General features: G+C 41.6%; 14 protein-coding genes and 1 pseudogene. 6 read left to right on the top strand and 9 right to left on the bottom strand.

What is annotated here, in order from left to right:
• Positions 1 to 566: pseudogene (locus tag LGZ99_RS18405) on the bottom strand (L-seryl-tRNA(Sec) selenium transferase); the annotation flags it as partial.
• A 21-nt stretch (positions 567 to 587) separates the two neighbouring features.
• Positions 588 to 1,517, bottom strand: coding sequence for a formate dehydrogenase accessory protein FdhE (fdhE, locus tag LGZ99_RS18400; protein ID WP_036838804.1), 930 nt, complete (start codon positions 1,515 to 1,517; stop codon positions 588 to 590).
• Positions 1,518 to 2,203: 686 nt separating this feature from the next.
• On the opposite strand from fdhE, the gene LGZ99_RS18395 reads away from it, so the two are divergent.
• The 3 genes from LGZ99_RS18395 (at position 2,204) to LGZ99_RS18385 (ending at position 5,836) form a co-directional block, all read left to right on the top strand.
• The gene (locus LGZ99_RS18395; RefSeq protein WP_036838802.1) at positions 2,204 to 3,157 is read left to right on the top strand and encodes a methyltransferase; all 954 of its coding nucleotides are present in this window, start codon (positions 2,204 to 2,206) and stop codon (positions 3,155 to 3,157) included.
• A 689-nt stretch (positions 3,158 to 3,846) separates the two neighbouring features.
• Positions 3,847 to 4,800 (top strand): methyltransferase, encoded by a 954-nt coding sequence (locus LGZ99_RS18390; RefSeq protein ID WP_036838801.1) that lies wholly within the window; start codon positions 3,847 to 3,849, stop codon positions 4,798 to 4,800.
• A gap of 82 nt (positions 4,801 to 4,882) precedes the next feature.
• Positions 4,883 to 5,836: a methyltransferase gene (locus tag LGZ99_RS18385; protein ID WP_036838798.1), complete on the top strand. Its 954-nt coding sequence runs from the start codon at positions 4,883 to 4,885 to the stop codon at positions 5,834 to 5,836.
• A gap of 250 nt (positions 5,837 to 6,086) precedes the next feature.
• Here LGZ99_RS18385 and fdnG read toward each other — a convergent pair whose 3' ends face one another.
• Positions 6,087 to 9,134: a formate dehydrogenase-N subunit alpha gene (gene fdnG, locus LGZ99_RS18380; protein WP_128575454.1), complete on the bottom strand. Its 3,048-nt coding sequence runs from the start codon at positions 9,132 to 9,134 to the stop codon at positions 6,087 to 6,089.
• Positions 9,135 to 9,317: 183 nt separating this feature from the next.
• Between fdnG and fdhD the strand changes: the two genes are divergently transcribed.
• Both fdhD and LGZ99_RS18370 read left to right on the top strand, forming a co-directional pair.
• Positions 9,318 to 10,148 carry a formate dehydrogenase accessory sulfurtransferase FdhD gene (gene fdhD / locus LGZ99_RS18375; protein ID WP_023043541.1) on the top strand — a complete coding sequence of 277 codons (831 nt, stop codon included), beginning with the start codon at positions 9,318 to 9,320 and terminating at the stop codon, positions 10,146 to 10,148.
• Positions 10,149 to 10,426: 278 nt separating this feature from the next.
• Positions 10,427 to 10,945, top strand: coding sequence for a dienelactone hydrolase family protein (locus LGZ99_RS18370; protein WP_023043540.1), 519 nt, complete (start codon positions 10,427 to 10,429; stop codon positions 10,943 to 10,945).
• 62 nt (positions 10,946 to 11,007) lie between these two features.
• Here the strand turns inward: LGZ99_RS18370 and LGZ99_RS18365 are convergent, their stop codons facing one another.
• The 6 genes from LGZ99_RS18365 to rpmH all read right to left on the bottom strand — a co-directional run bounded on the left by LGZ99_RS18365 (position 11,008) and on the right by rpmH (position 15,211).
• Positions 11,008 to 11,289, bottom strand: coding sequence for a helix-turn-helix domain-containing protein (locus tag LGZ99_RS18365; protein ID WP_021324128.1), 282 nt, complete (start codon positions 11,287 to 11,289; stop codon positions 11,008 to 11,010).
• Positions 11,290 to 11,360: 71 nt separating this feature from the next.
• Positions 11,361 to 12,725: a tRNA uridine-5-carboxymethylaminomethyl(34) synthesis GTPase MnmE gene (gene mnmE / locus LGZ99_RS18360; protein ID WP_036838794.1), complete on the bottom strand. Its 1,365-nt coding sequence runs from the start codon at positions 12,723 to 12,725 to the stop codon at positions 11,361 to 11,363.
• A gap of 99 nt (positions 12,726 to 12,824) precedes the next feature.
• Positions 12,825 to 14,468, bottom strand: coding sequence for a membrane protein insertase YidC (gene yidC / locus LGZ99_RS18355; protein ID WP_036838793.1), 1,644 nt, complete (start codon positions 14,466 to 14,468; stop codon positions 12,825 to 12,827).
• 2 nt (positions 14,469 to 14,470) lie between these two features.
• Positions 14,471 to 14,731, bottom strand: coding sequence for a membrane protein insertion efficiency factor YidD (yidD, locus tag LGZ99_RS18350; RefSeq protein ID WP_031280517.1), 261 nt, complete (start codon positions 14,729 to 14,731; stop codon positions 14,471 to 14,473).
• Positions 14,695 to 15,054, bottom strand: coding sequence for a ribonuclease P protein component (rnpA, locus tag LGZ99_RS18345; RefSeq protein WP_071789434.1), 360 nt, complete (start codon positions 15,052 to 15,054; stop codon positions 14,695 to 14,697). Before rnpA ends, yidD begins: the two co-directional genes overlap by 37 nt.
• 16 nt (positions 15,055 to 15,070) lie before the next feature.
• The gene (gene rpmH, locus LGZ99_RS18340; protein WP_000831330.1) at positions 15,071 to 15,211 is read right to left on the bottom strand and encodes a 50S ribosomal protein L34; all 141 of its coding nucleotides are present in this window, start codon (positions 15,209 to 15,211) and stop codon (positions 15,071 to 15,073) included.
• Positions 15,212 to 15,850: 639 nt separating this feature from the next.
• Between rpmH and dnaA the strand changes: the two genes are divergently transcribed.
• A complete protein-coding gene (gene dnaA / locus LGZ99_RS18335; RefSeq protein WP_021324133.1) occupies positions 15,851 to 17,239 on the top strand; it encodes a chromosomal replication initiator protein DnaA in 1,389 nt (462 codons plus the stop codon).
• The last annotated feature ends 3 nt before the right edge of the window (positions 17,240 to 17,242 follow it).

Here is a 17,242-nt window from a genome sequence, read left to right as displayed (position 1 = left end):
GGATCAGGAATACGGAATGCGCCACCAATTTCCACCAGCTCACCACGGGAAACGACAACTTGCTTACCTGACGCCACCGTTGCCAACAATAACAACACCGCCGCTGCATTGTTATTAACGATACAGGCATCTTCCGCCCCCGTTAATTCACACAGTAAATTCGCCAAAGCGCGATCACGGTGCCCACGCCCGGCGCCATTGAGAGAATACTCTAACGTTACCGGTGAACGCATCACTTGTGTTACCGCTTCAATAGCCGGTTCGGCCAATAATGCCCGGCCAAGATTGGTATGAAGCACAGTACCACTAAGATTAAACACCGGCTTTAAAGCCAAAGCTTGCTTCCACTCTAATCGCTGACCAAGTGCCACAGCCCAGTTATCACACCAATCAGGCAATTCTTGATACTGCTTAATATTTATTCTGACCTGTTCCTGCATTCTTCTTAATGTCGCAGTGATTAACGTCTGTCCATATTGTTCCACGAACGATGCTATCTGTGGCTCATGCAACAGGCGATCAATGGCGGGGATCTGGCTGTACAGCGGGCACGGTTTTTGTGTCATGGCAATTCCGTCAATTAACACTTACTCATTTAGAAACAAAAACGGGTTGATGCTACTGCGGGCAAAACCTTCTTCTTCCATTTTGGCATCAAGGATCAGTGAAGCCAGATCATCAGCAATAGCCTCAACTTTTGGATCTTTTTCCTGATAGAGGATTTTTAGATAACTGCCGCAATCACCGCAACTTTCCGCTTTCACTGCGGCTTGCTCACTCTTTAATGACCAATAACTCAGATCGCGGGTCTGTTCACAGTTACTGCATTTCACCCGTACCATATGCCATTCACTTTCACACAAGCTGCAATGCAGGTAACGCAGCCCGTTGGTTGTGCCAATCTGAACAACACTGGCGACGGGAATACTGCTGCAAACCGGGCAAAACTGACGATGCTCACCATATTCTGCCCTCGCCTTTCCTGGAATTTGATTTGCCATTTGTGCCCAATACAGGGAAAGTGCAGCCCAGATAAAGGGGGATTTTTCAGAACTGACTTTACTGAATTCATTTTTCAGCAAAGCATCAGCCATCTGTTCCAGCTCCTGCTCTGACGCTTTTTCCAGATTATCCAGAGCAACACTGACGTGTTCCGGTGCATCCGGCAGTAATTCTGCTATCAGAGAGTGAAACAGTTTTTGCCAATGCTTCGTGCGTGGAAATGTTTTGCAATCCAGAGGTGGTTTGCCTTCAGCGGCAGATTTTTCCAGAATATCCACTATCTCTATTTTCAATGGATTGTCATGCAGCACTTTTTGCTGAGCCTGAGCCACTTCTGCTGCAAAGTTAAGATAGTCAGCAAATGGGTTATCTTCTGCCAATTGTTGCAGACGTTCAGCCCGGCGCTGATAGAGATTTTTCAGATTAGCAAAAAGCAGTGGCGGGATATAATCTGCTGCTTTTTCATTGGTACGATCTTTGCTCAATTGTTCTTTAGGAACGATGCGAATACTCATTAAGCTCTATCTTCCTGTTATCTGCTTTGCGGCTTTTAGGCTAATAATAATCTTAAGCCTGTTTTTAGCACTCAGCATAGATCAAAAGCGGGCTCTGAGCCACAGAGAGAATTAGAAAATTACAGTAAAAATCCAGGTAATGATATAGAAAGTTGTATACTCAACAGCAACCAATATATTCAAAAAAACACCTATAATTTTTCAGGTTTTATAATTATTAATTTTTTCCATAAATTAATTTATAAAAAAATATCCCACTATGTTATTTACTTCCATTTGATTGTAAAAACAAAAATAGTTAGTTGTGATCTTCGTCATTTATTTTTATTCGATTTAATATAATCTTTAGTTAATAACTTACTCCTAAAAATGAGTAATTAAGGTGACGGATACAATACTTTAATGATACATTGTTGATTTACTGTTCTGTTCATGTAATTCTGACATCCAAAATGTTATGCTATCTTGATATTGGATAAATTAACCATGATCAATCAAATTGAGTTAACCAATTGGGAAGCAAACCAAATTAAAACCTCATCACCGAATAAGGAAAAAAATAGCAAAGTTAATAATTACATTTCGATTAAAGTATGTTCCAAAGAGTTCTAATTAGTCATAATGATATTTCCTAAACTTTAGATAAAATACTTTATTTATAAAATAATCACATAAAGGATAACTCAATGCTAATCGACCTGATTACATCACATAGAAAAACAGCCGCAATTTACGCTCTTGTTGATACAGGATTATCTGTTCATTTTAAAGATGGGGCCTGCGTAGATATAGATGAGCTTTCCCGTAAATCCGGCATTGACAATTCTCGCCTTAATCAATTATGTGATTACTTAATTGAAATAGGCGTATTGATTAGCAACAATCACGGAATAACACTTTCTGATGAATGCAGTGCACTTGCAGATCCAGAGAGTATAGAATCACTATTGATAAAATATGAAACTAACCAAGAACATTGGAACTCTTGGGTAATGTATTCAAAATCTCTACGTGAAAACAATGGTAAATCAGCATTTGAAATGGTATATGGAAAGCCAATTTTTGAACATCTAGCGAATAATAAATCGCTCAGAGAAGATTTCGATGCTTTAATGACAAAAAACTCTAATACATTAATTCAAAATTTGCTTAATGTTTATGATTTTAATATATATAACAGAATGTTAGATGTTGGAGGTGCAAAAGGACATCTTCTGGAAAGCATTAATGAGAAAGTAAAAGGGAAACATTATGCTGTATTGGATAGATATAATGAACTTCCTGTTTCAGAAGATATAGATTTCATAAATGGAGATTTTATGAAATCAATTCCATCAGGTTATGATTTATATATCTTAATGAATATTATCCATAATTGGAATGATGATGGCGTAATATCAATCTTAAAGAATTGCCGAAAAGCAATGGATGATGATGCAACTGTCTTACTGATAAGCGTGATGAAAAAACCACAATCCCCAATAGCTAACTCTATGAGCATATTAATGGATATGCTATTTTTATCGAAAGAGCGTTATTTGACTGAAGTCGAAGATTTGGCTAATCAAGCAGGGCTCACCATTAAAGATACTAAAGATATAGATGAAACATTTTCAACTATTGAACTAAAGGTAAAGTAAATTATAGGTAGTTACGGATTACTTCCAAAGATAATTATATGGATATTGCATTATTAAAAAATTTATATATACCCAATAGATTTCAAGTTGCAGCGCGGCGGCAAGTGAACGCATCCCCAGGAGCATAGATAACTATGTAACTGGGGTAAGTGAACGCAGCCAACAAAGCAGCAACTTGAAAGATGAAGGGTATATAAAATTGGCATCATAATCTTTGATGCCAATCTTTATTTTACATCGCCGTGACATATGGATATTAAAATAAAATCTGAACTCAACTTTAATATTAACAATAAAATAGACCTAATTCCCGGAGAAGATCCTTTCACCCAGAATGTCCCATAAACATAAACAACAATAGTTAGAATTAAACCGCGGGCTAGCATTGTTTAGGTAGAAATATCGATACTACGTTATTCTCTCCTATCTAATTCTTAAAAACCCCGCAAAGAGTTAATTGTGATCTTCATCATTTTTTTTTATCATATTTAATATAGTCTAGCCTGATGATCGACGACTGATGCCTAAAAGTTCTGAAGCAGAGTGAATTAAATATTTACATGAAAATATAACAAAGTTAATAGTTACATTTTGATTTAAATAGAGTGTCAATACATCTACTCAATCATAATTATATTTTGATAAGAAATTTAAATTCTTCATAATATAAAGATATAAAGGATAACTCAATGCTAATTGAACTTATTACATCATATAGAAAATCAGCTGCAATTTATGCTCTTGTTGATACAGGATTATCTCTTCATTTTAAAGATGGAACCTATGTCAATATCACAGAACTTTCCCGTCAATCTGGCATTGACCATTCCCGGCTTAGTCGATTATGTGATTACTTAATTGAAATAGGCGTATTGGTTAGCAACAACGATAGAGTCACGCTTTCTGATGAATGCAGTGCACTTGCAGATCCAGAGAGTATGGAATCACTATTGATAAAGTGGGAAATTAGATCAGATTACTGGAACGCTTGGTTAATGTATCCAAAATCTTTACTTGAAAATAATGGTAAAACAGCATTCGAAATGGTGCATGGCAAGCCATTCTTTAACCACCTGAATAATAATGAATTTATCAAATCAGCTTTTGATTCTTTAATGTCACGTCTCTCTGATACAATGATTGGAAAGTTATTCGATATTTATGATTTTAATCAGCACAACAGAATATTAGATCTTGGCGGAGGAGAAGGAAATCTTCTGGTAAAAATTAGTGAAAAGGTAAAAGGAAAACATTACGCCGTATTGGACAGATACAACGAGGTTCCTGTTTCTGAAGATATGGATTTTATAGATGGAGACTTTCTAGAGTCAGTTCCATCCGGTTATGATTTATATATTCTCAAAAATGTTCTCCATAATTGGTCTGATAATGATGCAATATCAATCTTAAAGAATTGTCGAAAAGCGATGGATGATAACGCCGCCATCCTATTGATAACCGTAATTAAATCACCACTATCTCCAATGGTTAAATCTCTCGATCTATTCATGGAGATACTATACTTAGGGAAAGAACGCAACTTAACTGAATTCGAATATTTGGCTAACCAAGCTGGGCTTATCATTCAAGAAACCAAAAGTATAGATGAATTATCTTCAATTATCAAACTAGGGGTAAAATAAACAATAGGCACTAAGAATTATTTCTAAAGATGATTATATAGATATTGTATTTTTGAGAAATGAAGATATAAAGGATAACTCAATGCTAGTCGAACTTATTACATCATATAGAAAATCAGCCGCAATTTATGCTTTTATTGATACAGGATTGTCAGTTCACTTTAAAGATGGGGCTTATGTTGATATCAGCGAACTTTCCCATAAATCTGGTATCGATTATTCCCGCCTTAGCCGATTATGTGATTTCTTAATCGAAATAGGAGTATTAGTTGACAACAACAAGAGAGTCGCGCTTTCTGATGAATGCAGTGCACTTGCCAATCCTGAGAGTATGGAATCACTCATGACAAAATGTGAGATTAGCCCAGAGTTTTGGCACGCTTGGTTAATGTATTCAAAATCCTTACTTGAAAATAATAGCAAACCCGCATTTGAAATAGTACATGGAAAACCATTCTTTGATTATTTGGAAAGTAATCAGTTATTTAAATCAAATTTTGATCATTTTATGTCAAAAAACTCAGACAAAATAATTGGAAAATTGCTTGATATTTATGATTTTAGTCAATACAACAGAATATTAGATCTTGGCGGAGGAGAAGGAAATCTTTTAGTAAGAATTAGTGAAAAAATAAAAGGAAAACATTACGCTGTATTGGATATATATAATAAAATTCCTGTTTCAGAAAATATAGAATTTATAGATGGAGATTTTTTTAAGTCGATCCCATCAGGTTACGATTTATATATTTTAAAGAATGTTATCCATAATTGGTCTGATAATGATTCAATATTAATATTGAAGAATTGCCGAAAGGCGATGGATAATGGTGCAACTATTCTACTGATAGGATTAATAAAAAAATCGCAGTCAGAAAGAATAAAATCTACGGACATCGCAATGGATGTGCTATTATCAGGAAAAGAGCGTTACTTGACTGAATTCAAATATTTGGCTGAGCAAGCAGGGCTCGTTATTAAAGGCACTAAAAATATAAATGAATTATATTCAATTATCGAACTGGGTGTAAAGTAAATTATAGGCCAGTCAGGAATCACCCCTTAAGATAATTATATGAATATTGTGTTTTTAAGAGTCAGATAGACAGAAAATGGTATCAAATATTCCGATACCATTTTTATTTTAATATTTAATAACTTCCTGCATTATTAAAACTTAATTAGCAATAGGCAGGATATAATTACCCTACCAAAATGCCGCATAAACATGTGAGTTGCGGAGCGACGAATAATGTCTTGAGTTTGCAATGACATAATTTTTCCCCTTATACCTTTTCCACATTAACCAGAAACGCTTTGAATTCAGGCGTTTGTGTGTTCGCATCACCAACAAATGGTGTCAGCGTATTAGCAATAAAGCCTTTTTTAGCGGCCCCTTCAAAGCCCCAGTGAATGGGAATACCGATAGTATCCACTTCACGTCCGTGTACATTCAGAGTACGAATACGCTTGGTGACAACCGCTTTTGCCTTAATGTAACCACGGTTCGAACTGACTTTGACAGTATCACCGTGCTTGATACCTTTCTTCTCTGCCAGTCTTTCACCGATTTCCACAAACTGCTCAGGCTGAATAATCGAGTTCAGTAATGCATGTTTTGTCCAGTAGTGAAAATGTTCAGTCAGGCGGTAAGTGGTTCCCACATAGGGGAATTTATCTGCCTTACCCATAGCCTCAAAGTCACTTTTGAACACACGGGCAGCCGGGTTGGATATCACATTCGGATGCAACGGATTGGTACCCAACGGCGTTTCAAAGGGTTCGTAGTGTTCAGGAAACGGACCTTCCGCCATCTTATCAATAGCAAACAGACGCCCCATGCCTTCAGGCTGCATGATAAACGGACCAACATCGGTTTCCGGTGCAGCCACACTGTAATCAGGAATATCAGCCCCATGCCACTTAGCCCCACTCCACGCCAATAACTGACGTTTCGGATCCCACGGTTTACCCTGCGGATCAGCCGATGCTCGGTTATACAAAATACGACGGTTTAGCGGCCACGCCCAAGCCCAACCCAACGTATTACCCAAACCTGACGGATCAGAATTATCACGACGGGCCATCTGATTGCCTTCTGGCGTCCAGCTTCCGGCAAAGATCCAACAACCACTGGCGGTAGTGCCGTCATCACGTAGTTGAGCAAAAGAGGTCAATTGCTGGCCTTGCTTCACCATGACGTTGCCATCAGTATCAAGTAGATCAACCAGTGCCCGGCCATTACTCTCCTGAGCCACCTCTTCCGAAGTGGGACTATCCGGGTTGAAGTAATCCCAGGTCATATTCAGCACCTGCTCTGGTAATATTCCTCCTTCTGCACGATACATATCCCGCATACGTTTGAAGATACCAGAAAGAATTTCAGCATCACCGATAGCTTCTCCCGGAGCATCAGCCCCTTTCCAGTGCCATTGCAACCAGCGGCCAGAATTAACAATTGAACCGTTTTCTTCTGCGAAACAACAACACGGTAAGCGGAAAACTTCTGTCTGAATTTTGGATGAATCAACTTCGTTAAACTCACCATGGTTCTGCCAGAAAGTTGACGTTTCAGTATTAAGCGGGTCAATGGTGATCAGGAATTTCAATTTCGACAGTGCATCAACCACTTTATTTTTATCCGGGAATGAAGCAACCGGGTTAAAGCCCTGGCAAATATAGCCATTCACCTCACCTTTCGACATCATTTCAAAAAATTGCAGAACGTCATAACTTTTGTCCCACTTAGGCAACCAGTCAAAACCCCAATCGTTATCCCGACGGGCGTTATCACCGTAGAAGCTTTTCATCAGACTGATAAAGAATTTCGGATAATTACCCCAATAGTTAACCTGACCTGGCAACAGAGGTTTCGGTGTATTTGCCTGTAGGTAAGTTTGCAGATCGACCTGTTTCTCTGACGGCAGTGTCAGGTATCCCGGCAAGCTCTGCGACAATAGCCCCAAATCAGTCAACCCCTGAATATTCGAGTGACCACGCAATGCGTTAACACCACCACCAGCCATACCCATGTTGCCCAGCAGCAGTTGGATCATTGCCATAGTTCGGATGTTCTGTGCACCAACTGAGTGTTGAGTCCAACCTAAAGCGTACAGGAAGGAAGCGGTCTTATCCTTAACGCAAGTCTCTGCAATATATTCACAGACTTTCAGGAAATCATCTTTTGGTGTGCCACAAATATCACTGACGACATCAGGCGTATAGCGGCTAACGTGCTCTTTTAACAGGTTCCATACACAGCGAGGATGACTTAGTGTGATATCACGTTTAGCAAAACCATTTTCATCCAGTGCATAGTTCCAACTGGTTTTGTCATATTTACGGTTTTCTGCATCATAACCACTGAATAAACCATCATCGAACGAGTAATCTTCACGCACGATAAGGCTGGCGTTGGTGTACGCCTCAACATATTCGCGATTAATCTTATTGTTGGTTAACAGGTATAAAATCACACCTGACAAGAAAGCAATATCGGTACCGGAACGAATTGGCGTATAGAAATCCGCTACAGATGCTGTACGGGTAAAACGTGGATCGATCACGATTAACCTGGCGTTATTATGGATTTTTGCTTCCATTGCCCAACGGAATCCTACCGGATGGGCTTCAGCTGCATTACCTCCCATCACGACAATCAGATTCGCGTTCTTAATATCAACCCAGTGGTTGGTCATCGCACCGCGACCAAATGTTGGAGCAAGACTTGCTACCGTTGGTCCGTGTCAGACACGCGCCTGGTTGTCTACGGCAAGCATACCGAGAGCGCGACTAAATTTTTGAGTCAAATAGCCTGTTTCATTACTGGAAGCGGACGCACATAGCATCCCCGTCGTCAGCCACCGGTTGACTGTGACACCCTCTTTGTTGGTTTTAACAAAATTAGCATCACGATCGGCTTTCATTAACTTAGCGATGCGATCAAATGCCTCATCCCAAGAGATACGTTGCCACTTGTCAGAACCAGCAGCACGGTATTCTGGATATTTCAGACGGCTTTCGCTATGGATAAAGTCAATCAGACCTGCCCCTTTAGGGCAAAGCGCGCCTCGATTCACCGGATGATCAGGATCACCCTCAATATGGAAAATACTTTCTTTCGCATTTTTTGCGCCATCGCCAAGGCTGTACATCAACAGTCCACAACCGACAGAGCAGTACGTACAGGTATTCCGGGTCTCACGCGCACGCAGCAATTTATAGTGCCGTGTCTGTGCAAGCGCTGCCGCTGGAGCAAAGCCCAACGCTGCTACCGTCGTACCCGCCATACCGCCAGCGCAGATCTTAAAGAACTGCCTTCTGCTGACTTGCATGGGGAATCTCCTCACTCACATTGTTTAAACATCCATTCCCTCACGGGAAAAATCTTGAATGTGTTCTCTTTATTTAATCACTTTCCGTAGCGGGATCAGATTCATTGCCTGATAAATAGTATAGACTCTTTTTTCCACATAATTATTATGTAACAACACTATTAGGTATTTCGTCTAATACATATGCATAACACAAGATCAGGGAAGTGGTTACAACTTGATGCAATTGAGGGTGCAAAACAAACAAATGTGCAACAAAAGCATCAGCTCAATACACTCAAAGCCGATTGGGTTGCAGAAGAAGTTCCTGTGGCTTTGGTCTACAACGGTATCTCACATGTCGTAATGATGGTCAGCCCTAAAGATCTCGAATATTTCGCTGTTGGGTTCTCGCTTTCTGAAGGCATTATTGAATCTCAACAAGAAATTCATGGCATTGATATTCTTGTCAATTGTCGTGGCGGAATTGAGCTGCAAATAGAGCTTTCCAGCCGCCGCTTTGCTGGGTTGAAAGAGCGCAGGCACAATATGGCTGGACGGACGGGCTGCGGGATCTGCGGTACAGAGCAACTTTCTGACATTTTCCGCCCGATTGCCCCATTACCTTTCACTCAAACCTTTTCATTAAGCCATCTTGACTATGCTCTCTCTCAATTGACCAATATTCAGGATATTGGCGCAATGACGGGTTGTACTCACGCGGCTGGCTGGATCAATCCGGAAGGTGAGTTATTAGGTGGCTGTGAAGATGTAGGCCGTCACGTTGCGCTGGATAAAATACTGGGAATGAGAGCCAAAACAGGTTGGCAACAGGGTGCTACTTTGGTATCTAGCCGTGCCAGCTATGAAATGGTACAAAAATCTGCTACCTGTGGCGTTGAGATTTTATTTGCTGTTTCAGCAGCGACTTCACTGGCAGTGGAAGTCGCTGATCGATGTAATCTGACACTGGTTGGTTTTTGCAAACCCGGTAGGGCTACGGTTTATACTCATCCTGAACGGTTAATAGATTAATCATAACCAAGCAATCAATAAACCAGATGTTATTAAGGCTATAATGATTAACAACTTTAAATTATATAATAAATTTTTTCACTTATAATGAATTAAGTAAAGAGATAATGAAAACTCGATTCAATTAATTTCATAACAACGAAGTCAACAAGAAATGGTATATTAACATAAAATTAACTACAATAACTTATTATTCAATAAATTATACAACATCAACTTAGTTATATGATTAAATCGTACACCTTAGTCTTCTACATCATTAATCTAATGAGAATTAAATGAAATTTATATTTTTAACGGATATTCATGGAGTTTCAGAGCACATAAAATTAATTGCAAAACGTTTAGGTGGTGATGGATCATTCATTTCCCCTTACGAAAAAGAAAATGAAACTCCAAATAATCAAGAAGCGATGTACGAATATTTTCATAACGTTTCATCAATAGATGAATACACATGCAAAGTAAGAGATGCCCTTACACGCATCAATTCTTCAGTGATACTGATTGGATTCAGTATCGGCGCGATAGTAGCATGGCGACTTTCTAATGACAGAGATTTACTAGTTCAGCATTTCATCTGCATCTTTGGTTCACGTATCCGCGATTACCTGGATGTGAAACCAGTAAAATCGACATCGTTGTTTTTCTCCAACGATGAAAAATACTTTATCGACAAGCTAAAATGCTCCGACAGAATAACCGTAGAGTTGGTAGATTGCGCACACTCAGAAATATTAAAACCCAATGGTTGTAATATTGCCACTGGGTTAATAAACAAAGCATTGGGTCGTTAATGTTCCCTTATCCCCCAGAATGATATTCTTTGGGGGATAACTATTTCTGTGCTTCATCAGCATTACCACTCCTCTTTCCACACTTGGTCTGACACTGTGCGGTCATCTTCCAATGATAAATTTATCTCAGTAGAGTTTCTTGGCCGGATATCGAGTTCTAAATTCAACGCCGACAGAATTTTAAAGAAGGTCTCCAACTTGGTAGAATCCGGGTGCTGCTCAAAGCTTGATACCGTGTCCTGCCTAATACCCACTTTGCTCGCCACTTTACCTTGGGTAAGCTTTTGAGTGAGCCTGACATCTTTTAAATATACGCTGAGCTGTTTCGAGTTAGTCACTTTCATATCGCGGTCAACCAATTTGAGCAGTTAACCTCATTGTTACACGCTGAAACCGTTAAACTGATTTTACCAATTCACTTCCCAATACAAAAACTCGAAAAAATCCTGCCCAACAGATCATCAGAAGTAAACTCACCGGTGATCTCGCTCAGTGCCTGTTGTGCCAAACGTAGCTCTTCCGCCAGCAATTCACCTGAACGGGCAACCACCAGCTGTTCATGGCCTTGTTGCAGATGCTCTGCCGCAGTATTTAATGCCTGTAAATGACGACGGCGAGCCAGAAAACCACCTTCCGTATTGCTGTTGAAACCCATCGTTTCTTTCAGATGATCGCGCAGTAAATCTATTCCTTTACCACTGCGGGCAGAAAGACGGATTAGTGAGTAACCACTTACTTTAGTAATATCCACCTTTTCATTTGTCATATCCGTTTTATTACGAACGACGGTGATAGGAAGTGATTCAGGCAAACGAGCCATAAATTCAGGCCAGATTTCCACCGGTTCGACTGCATCGGTTGTCGTACTGTCCACCATAAACAATACGCGATCAGCCTGCACAATCTCCTGCCATGCCCGCTCAATACCAATACGTTCCACTTCGTCACTGGCTTCACGCAGCCCCGCAGTATCAATGATATGTAACGGCATACCGTCAATATGGATATGTTCACGCAGTACATCACGAGTCGTGCCCGCAATATCTGTCACAATTGCCGCTTCACGGCCTGCCAGTGCATTAAGCAGACTGGATTTCCCTGCATTAGGACGACCAGCGATAACGACTTTCATCCCCTCACGCAAAAGGCTACCTTGGCGAGCCTGAGAACGTACGCGCTCAAGTTCAACCATCACTTCATCCAGCTTGGCTTCGATTTTTCCATCAGAAAGAAAGTCGATCTCTTCATCTGGAAAATCAATAGCGGCTTCCACATAGATTCGCAAGTGAGTAAGTGCTTCCACCATCTGATGAATCTGAGCAGAAAAGGCCCCCTGCAAGGAATTCATCGCTGAACGGGCAGCCTGCTCCGAACTGGCATCAATCAGGTCAGCAATGGCCTCCGCCTGAGCCAAATCCAGTTTGTCATTAAGAAAAGCACGTTCAGAAAATTCACCAGGATTAGCAATTCGCACACCAGGCAAAGTCAGAATACGTTTCAGCAGTAAATCGAGAATAACCGGCCCACCATGTCCTTGAAGTTCCAGTACATCTTCCCCGGTAAAGGAATTGGGACCAGGGAAATAAAGAGCAATCCCCTGATCAAGCACACTGCCATCTGCATCACGAAATGGCAGATAATCTGCATAACGGGGTTTGGGTAATTTCCCTAATACCACCTCAGCCACTTGTACTGCTTTCTGGCCGGAAACGCGTAAAATGCCAACACCGCCTCTTCCTGGTGGGGTAGCTTGAGCGACAATCGTATCAGTGGTATTCATGGTTATCTCTCTTTTGCTTTTTAACTCAAATAGTTAAGGCGGCCAATGACCGCCTTTTCTATTATAACTGCCAGAACGCATTCTGACTGAAGTTATACTTTATTTCGCCGGCTTTTTCTCGCGGCTATGCAGACCACGTTTTTCCAGCCCACGATAAATCAGTTGCTGCTGAATAATGGTCACCAGGTTGCTGACGATATAGTACAGAACCAAACCTGACGGGAACCACAGGAAGAATATGGTAAACATGACAGGCATGTAGGTCATAATCTTCTGCTGCATTGGGTCAGTGATTGTTGTCGGAGACATTTTTTGGATGACGAACATCGTCACACCCATCAGCAATGGCAGGATGTAATAAGGATCTTGTGCAGACAAGTCATTAATCCAGCCAGCGAAAGGCGCATGACGCAATTCAACAGAACCCATCAGCATGTAATACAGAGCAAGGAAGATTGGCATCTGGATCAACAGAGGCAAACAACCACCCAGTGGGTTTACTTTCTCTGCTTTATACAACGCCATCATTTCCTGGCTCATGCGCTGTTTATCATCACCAATACGCTCACGCATAGCTGCTAATTTAGGCTGCAACAGGCGCATTTTCGCCATTGAAGTGTATTGCGCTTTGGTCAGCGGGTACATGATACCACGCACGATAAAGGTAATAACGATAATGGAGAAGCCCCAGTTACCGATGAAACCATGCAGGAATTTCAACAGCTTAAATAACGGCTGAGAAATAAACCACAACCAGCCATAGTCCACTGACAGATCCAGATGAGGGGCTACAGCGGCCATTTCATCTTGAATTTCTGGGCCAATCCACAGCGTAGAAGAGATCGTTTTTTCACTATTAGCCGCAACAGAGATTGGCGCACTTTTATAACCAATCGCAGCCATCTCTTTACCTAACGCGGCAGTATAGAAGGTGCTGGTTTCATTAGCCGCGGGAACCCATGCCGTAGCAAAATATTGCTGCAACATTGCAATCCAACCACCTTTAGTGGTGACGGATAACGGTTCACTTTCAATATCGCTAAAGCTGTATTTTTTATATTTAGTTTCGTCTGAAGAGTAAGCCGCACCACGGTAAGTATGCAATGCAAAGTTATTGCTGCCGGTATCACGATGTTTCGGCAATTCAACACTCTGTTTCAGTTGACCAAAAAAGGTCATCTGCAACGGGTTTTCTGTCGTGTTATGAATGCGGTAATCCACACTAATCGCGTATGTACCACGTTTCAAAATAAACGTTTTGACATAAACAACGCCATCTTTAGCGACGAAATTCATTGGGATACGTAATTCATCCTGCCCATCAGCCAATACATAGCTATCCTGTGCTGCGGTATACAGCGGGCGCTCACTATTTGCCGGGTTATCCGGGCCATCTTTACCAGTCAATCCACTTTGTGCCTGATAAGTGAAAGCAGATGTTGTTTCCAGTAATTTGAATGGGTTGCTTGAACCCAGGGTATCAGGATGGGCTAACAGGTCAGCCTCTTCAATATCACCGCCACGAGTATTGATGGTCAAAGAGAGCACATCAGTTTTAACCGTGATCAGTTTACCTTTTCCACTGCCTGGCACTGCCTGACTCTCACTGCTGCTAGGCATATCCGTTTGTTGCGTGGCCTGTACTGTAGTTGGTTGCGGATTTTTATCTGCTTCCCATGCTTGCCAGACCAAGAAAGAAACGAACAGCAAAGCGATGAGAAGAAGATTACGTTGCGAATCCATCGTTAGTGTTCTCTGTTATCGTTGTTTTTTTCAGGTGGGACAGGATCATCACCACCTTCGTGTAAAGGGTGGCATTTTAATATGCGTTTCACCGCTAACCAACCGCCTTTTATCATCCCAAACCTGCATAGCGCCTCAATTCCATATTGAGAGCACGTAGGATTGAAACGACAACGAGGTCCCAGCAGTGGACTTATCACTAACTGGTATCCCCGGATTAATGCAATCAGGAGGCGCGAGCCAAGCGACAGTGACGACGCCATAATTTACCCAAAGCTTCCGTTAACTCACGGTTATCAAGCTCAGCAACCCCTTTCTTAACCAATACCACAAAATCCATAGGAGGCAAATTATGTTGGTTCAAACGAAAACTTTCACGGGCCAACCGCTTAATCCGGTTACGCTCATGAGCACGTTTAACATTTTTTTTGGCTATAGTAAGACCGATGCGGGGATGCCCCAGCTCATTAAGGCGACCAAGGATAGTAATCTCTGGTGAACTTGCCCGTTGGGGTTGCTGGAAAACATATGTGAAATGCTTGGGAGTTAACAAGCGTAACTCCCTCGGAAAAGCGAGCGTAACCACTAGATGGTTAGCTTTATTACTTAGAAACGGTCAGACGAGCACGGCCTTTTGCACGACGGCGAGCCAGAACCTGACGACCATTTTTGGTGGCCATACGAGCGCGGAAGCCGTGAGAACGGTTACGCTTCAGTACGGACGGTTGGAAAGTGCGTTTCATAGCGATTTCTACCTAACTTAAAATTATTACTGATTCAGTAAACGCGTTGGCAACCAGTGAGAAGTAGACACCGATGCCTCAATCGCAACATCAATATAAAGAAGCGGGATTGTAATAAAATGTACAGCTATGAGTCAATTGACATGACACAAGCCGGCCGGCTTTTCTACTGAGTTGAATGTTTACCAACAACCTGCCCGTGCTTACACCGGAACCCCTCGCCAACGACTACCCGGCAAAAAACCCTAGCATTGCACGCAGGGTGCAATATTATACGGACTGTTGAGCAAAGCGCAATGATCACTCGCTGATCTTCGTTTTCTATTATGATCATAAGCCAGGTTTTCTTAAAGCACCTTTTACAGCCCTTTACTTCACAAGCGATTTTATCCTGTGGATAAAAAGCGCTTAAACTGTGTAAAAGAATGAAGATCTATATCGTCTTTTGCGCTATGATCCCAAGTCATGATCTGGATCTTATCTGCGGATCATGGGTGAGCGATGACATTAAAAATCGCCATAAACATGACAATTGATCCTTCCTTGTCCTGAAGGAATTGTTGTTTTGTACCCAATTTTAATGAGCTAACCACTCCGATTCTTTAATTGTTAATTGGCCTTGTTTTAGGGGAGTCCGCCGTGTCACTTTCGCTTTGGCAGCAATGTCTTGCCCGATTGCAGGATGAATTACCTGCCACAGAATTCAGTATGTGGATACGCCCCCTTCAGGCAGAGCTAAGTGGTAACACTCTGGCACTTTATGCCCCAAATCGGTTTGTTCTGGATTGGGTAAGAGAAAAGTATATCAACAATATCAATGGGTTGTTGAATGACTTTTGTGGAGCAGAAGTACCGTTATTACGTTTCGAAGTTGGCAATAAACCTGTTTCCCAAAACAACAGCCCACCACAGAGGGTTGTTGCCCATACACCGGTTACACCTGCACCACAGAACGCATCAGTACGTCCCAGTTGGGATAACTCTGCGGTACAACCAGAGCTGTCTTATCGCTCTAATGTTAATCCCAAACATACTTTTGATAATTTTGTTGAAGGTAAATCCAACCAGCTTGCCCGCGCTGCCGCAAGACAGGTAGCCGATAACCCCGGAGGCGCCTACAATCCACTATTCCTTTATGGCGGTACAGGTTTGGGTAAAACTCACCTATTGCATGCCGTAGGTAACAGTATTATGGCACGTAAGGCAAACGCCAAGGTGGTTTATATGCATTCTGAACGTTTTGTTCAGGATATGGTCAAAGCATTACAAAACAATGCAATAGAAGAGTTCAAACGCTATTACCGTTCTGTCGATGCATTGCTGATCGATGATATTCAGTTTTTTGCCAATAAAGAGCGCTCTCAGGAAGAGTTCTTTCATACGTTCAATGCATTACTGGAAGGTAATCAACAGATTATCCTGACATCAGATCGCTACCCAAAAGAGATCAATGGGGTAGAAGATCGGTTAAAATCCCGTTTTGGCTGGGGGCTAACCGTTGCTATTGAACCACCGGAACTGGAAACCCGTGTCGCTATTTTGATGAAAAAAGCGGACGAAAACGAAATCCAGTTGCCAGGAGAAGTCGCTTTCTTTATCGCCAAACGCCTGCGTTCTAATGTCCGCGAGCTTGAAGGCGCATTGAACAGGGTAATAGCGAATGCCAATTTTACCGGCCGGGCGATTACTATTGATTTTGTACGTGAAGCATTACGTGACTTGTTAGCACTGCAAGAAAAACTGGTTACCATTGATAATATTCAGAAAACAGTCGCTGAGTATTATAAAATCAAGGTGGCCGATTTGCTTTCCAAACGGCGCTCCCGTTCCGTTGCCCGACCAAGGCAAATGGCAATGGCGCTGGCAAAAGAGTTAACCAATCACAGCTTGCCTGAAATCGGGGATGCCTTTGGTGGACGTGACCATACAACCGTGCTGCACGCTTGTCGTAAAATCGAGCAGCTACGCGAAGAAAGTCATGACATCAAAGAGGATTTTTCTAACTTAATCAGAACATTGTCTTCCTAGCGC

Origin of the sequence: Photorhabdus temperata, assembly GCF_025384845.1 — a bacterium.
Taxonomy (GTDB): Bacteria; Pseudomonadota; Gammaproteobacteria; order Enterobacterales; family Enterobacteriaceae; genus Photorhabdus; species Photorhabdus temperata.
Note: the sequence above shows the minus strand (reverse complement) of the source record. Positions and strands in the feature narration are given on the sequence as shown.

Excerpts from the sequence above, each read along its gene's own strand:
- LGZ99_RS18395 (WP_036838802.1), top strand. The coding sequence starts at position 2,204 with ATGCTAATCGACCTGATTACATCACATAGAAAAACAGCCGCAATTTAC.
- LGZ99_RS18370 (WP_023043540.1), top strand. The coding sequence starts at position 10,427 with ATGAAATTTATATTTTTAACGGATATTCATGGAGTTTCAGAGCACATA.
- fdhE (WP_036838804.1), bottom strand. The coding sequence starts at position 1,517 with ATGAGTATTCGCATCGTTCCTAAAGAACAATTGAGCAAAGATCGTACC.
- fdhD (WP_023043541.1), top strand. The coding sequence starts at position 9,318 with ATGCATAACACAAGATCAGGGAAGTGGTTACAACTTGATGCAATTGAG.
- LGZ99_RS18385 (WP_036838798.1), top strand. The coding sequence starts at position 4,883 with ATGCTAGTCGAACTTATTACATCATATAGAAAATCAGCCGCAATTTAT.
- LGZ99_RS18365 (WP_021324128.1), bottom strand. The coding sequence starts at position 11,289 with ATGAAAGTGACTAACTCGAAACAGCTCAGCGTATATTTAAAAGATGTC.
- yidC (WP_036838793.1), bottom strand. The coding sequence starts at position 14,468 with ATGGATTCGCAACGTAATCTTCTTCTCATCGCTTTGCTGTTCGTTTCT.
- rpmH (WP_000831330.1), bottom strand. The coding sequence starts at position 15,211 with ATGAAACGCACTTTCCAACCGTCCGTACTGAAGCGTAACCGTTCTCAC.
- yidD (WP_031280517.1), bottom strand. The coding sequence starts at position 14,731 with ATGGCGTCGTCACTGTCGCTTGGCTCGCGCCTCCTGATTGCATTAATC.
- LGZ99_RS18390 (WP_036838801.1), top strand. The coding sequence starts at position 3,847 with ATGCTAATTGAACTTATTACATCATATAGAAAATCAGCTGCAATTTAT.
- mnmE (WP_036838794.1), bottom strand. The coding sequence starts at position 12,725 with ATGAATACCACTGATACGATTGTCGCTCAAGCTACCCCACCAGGAAGA.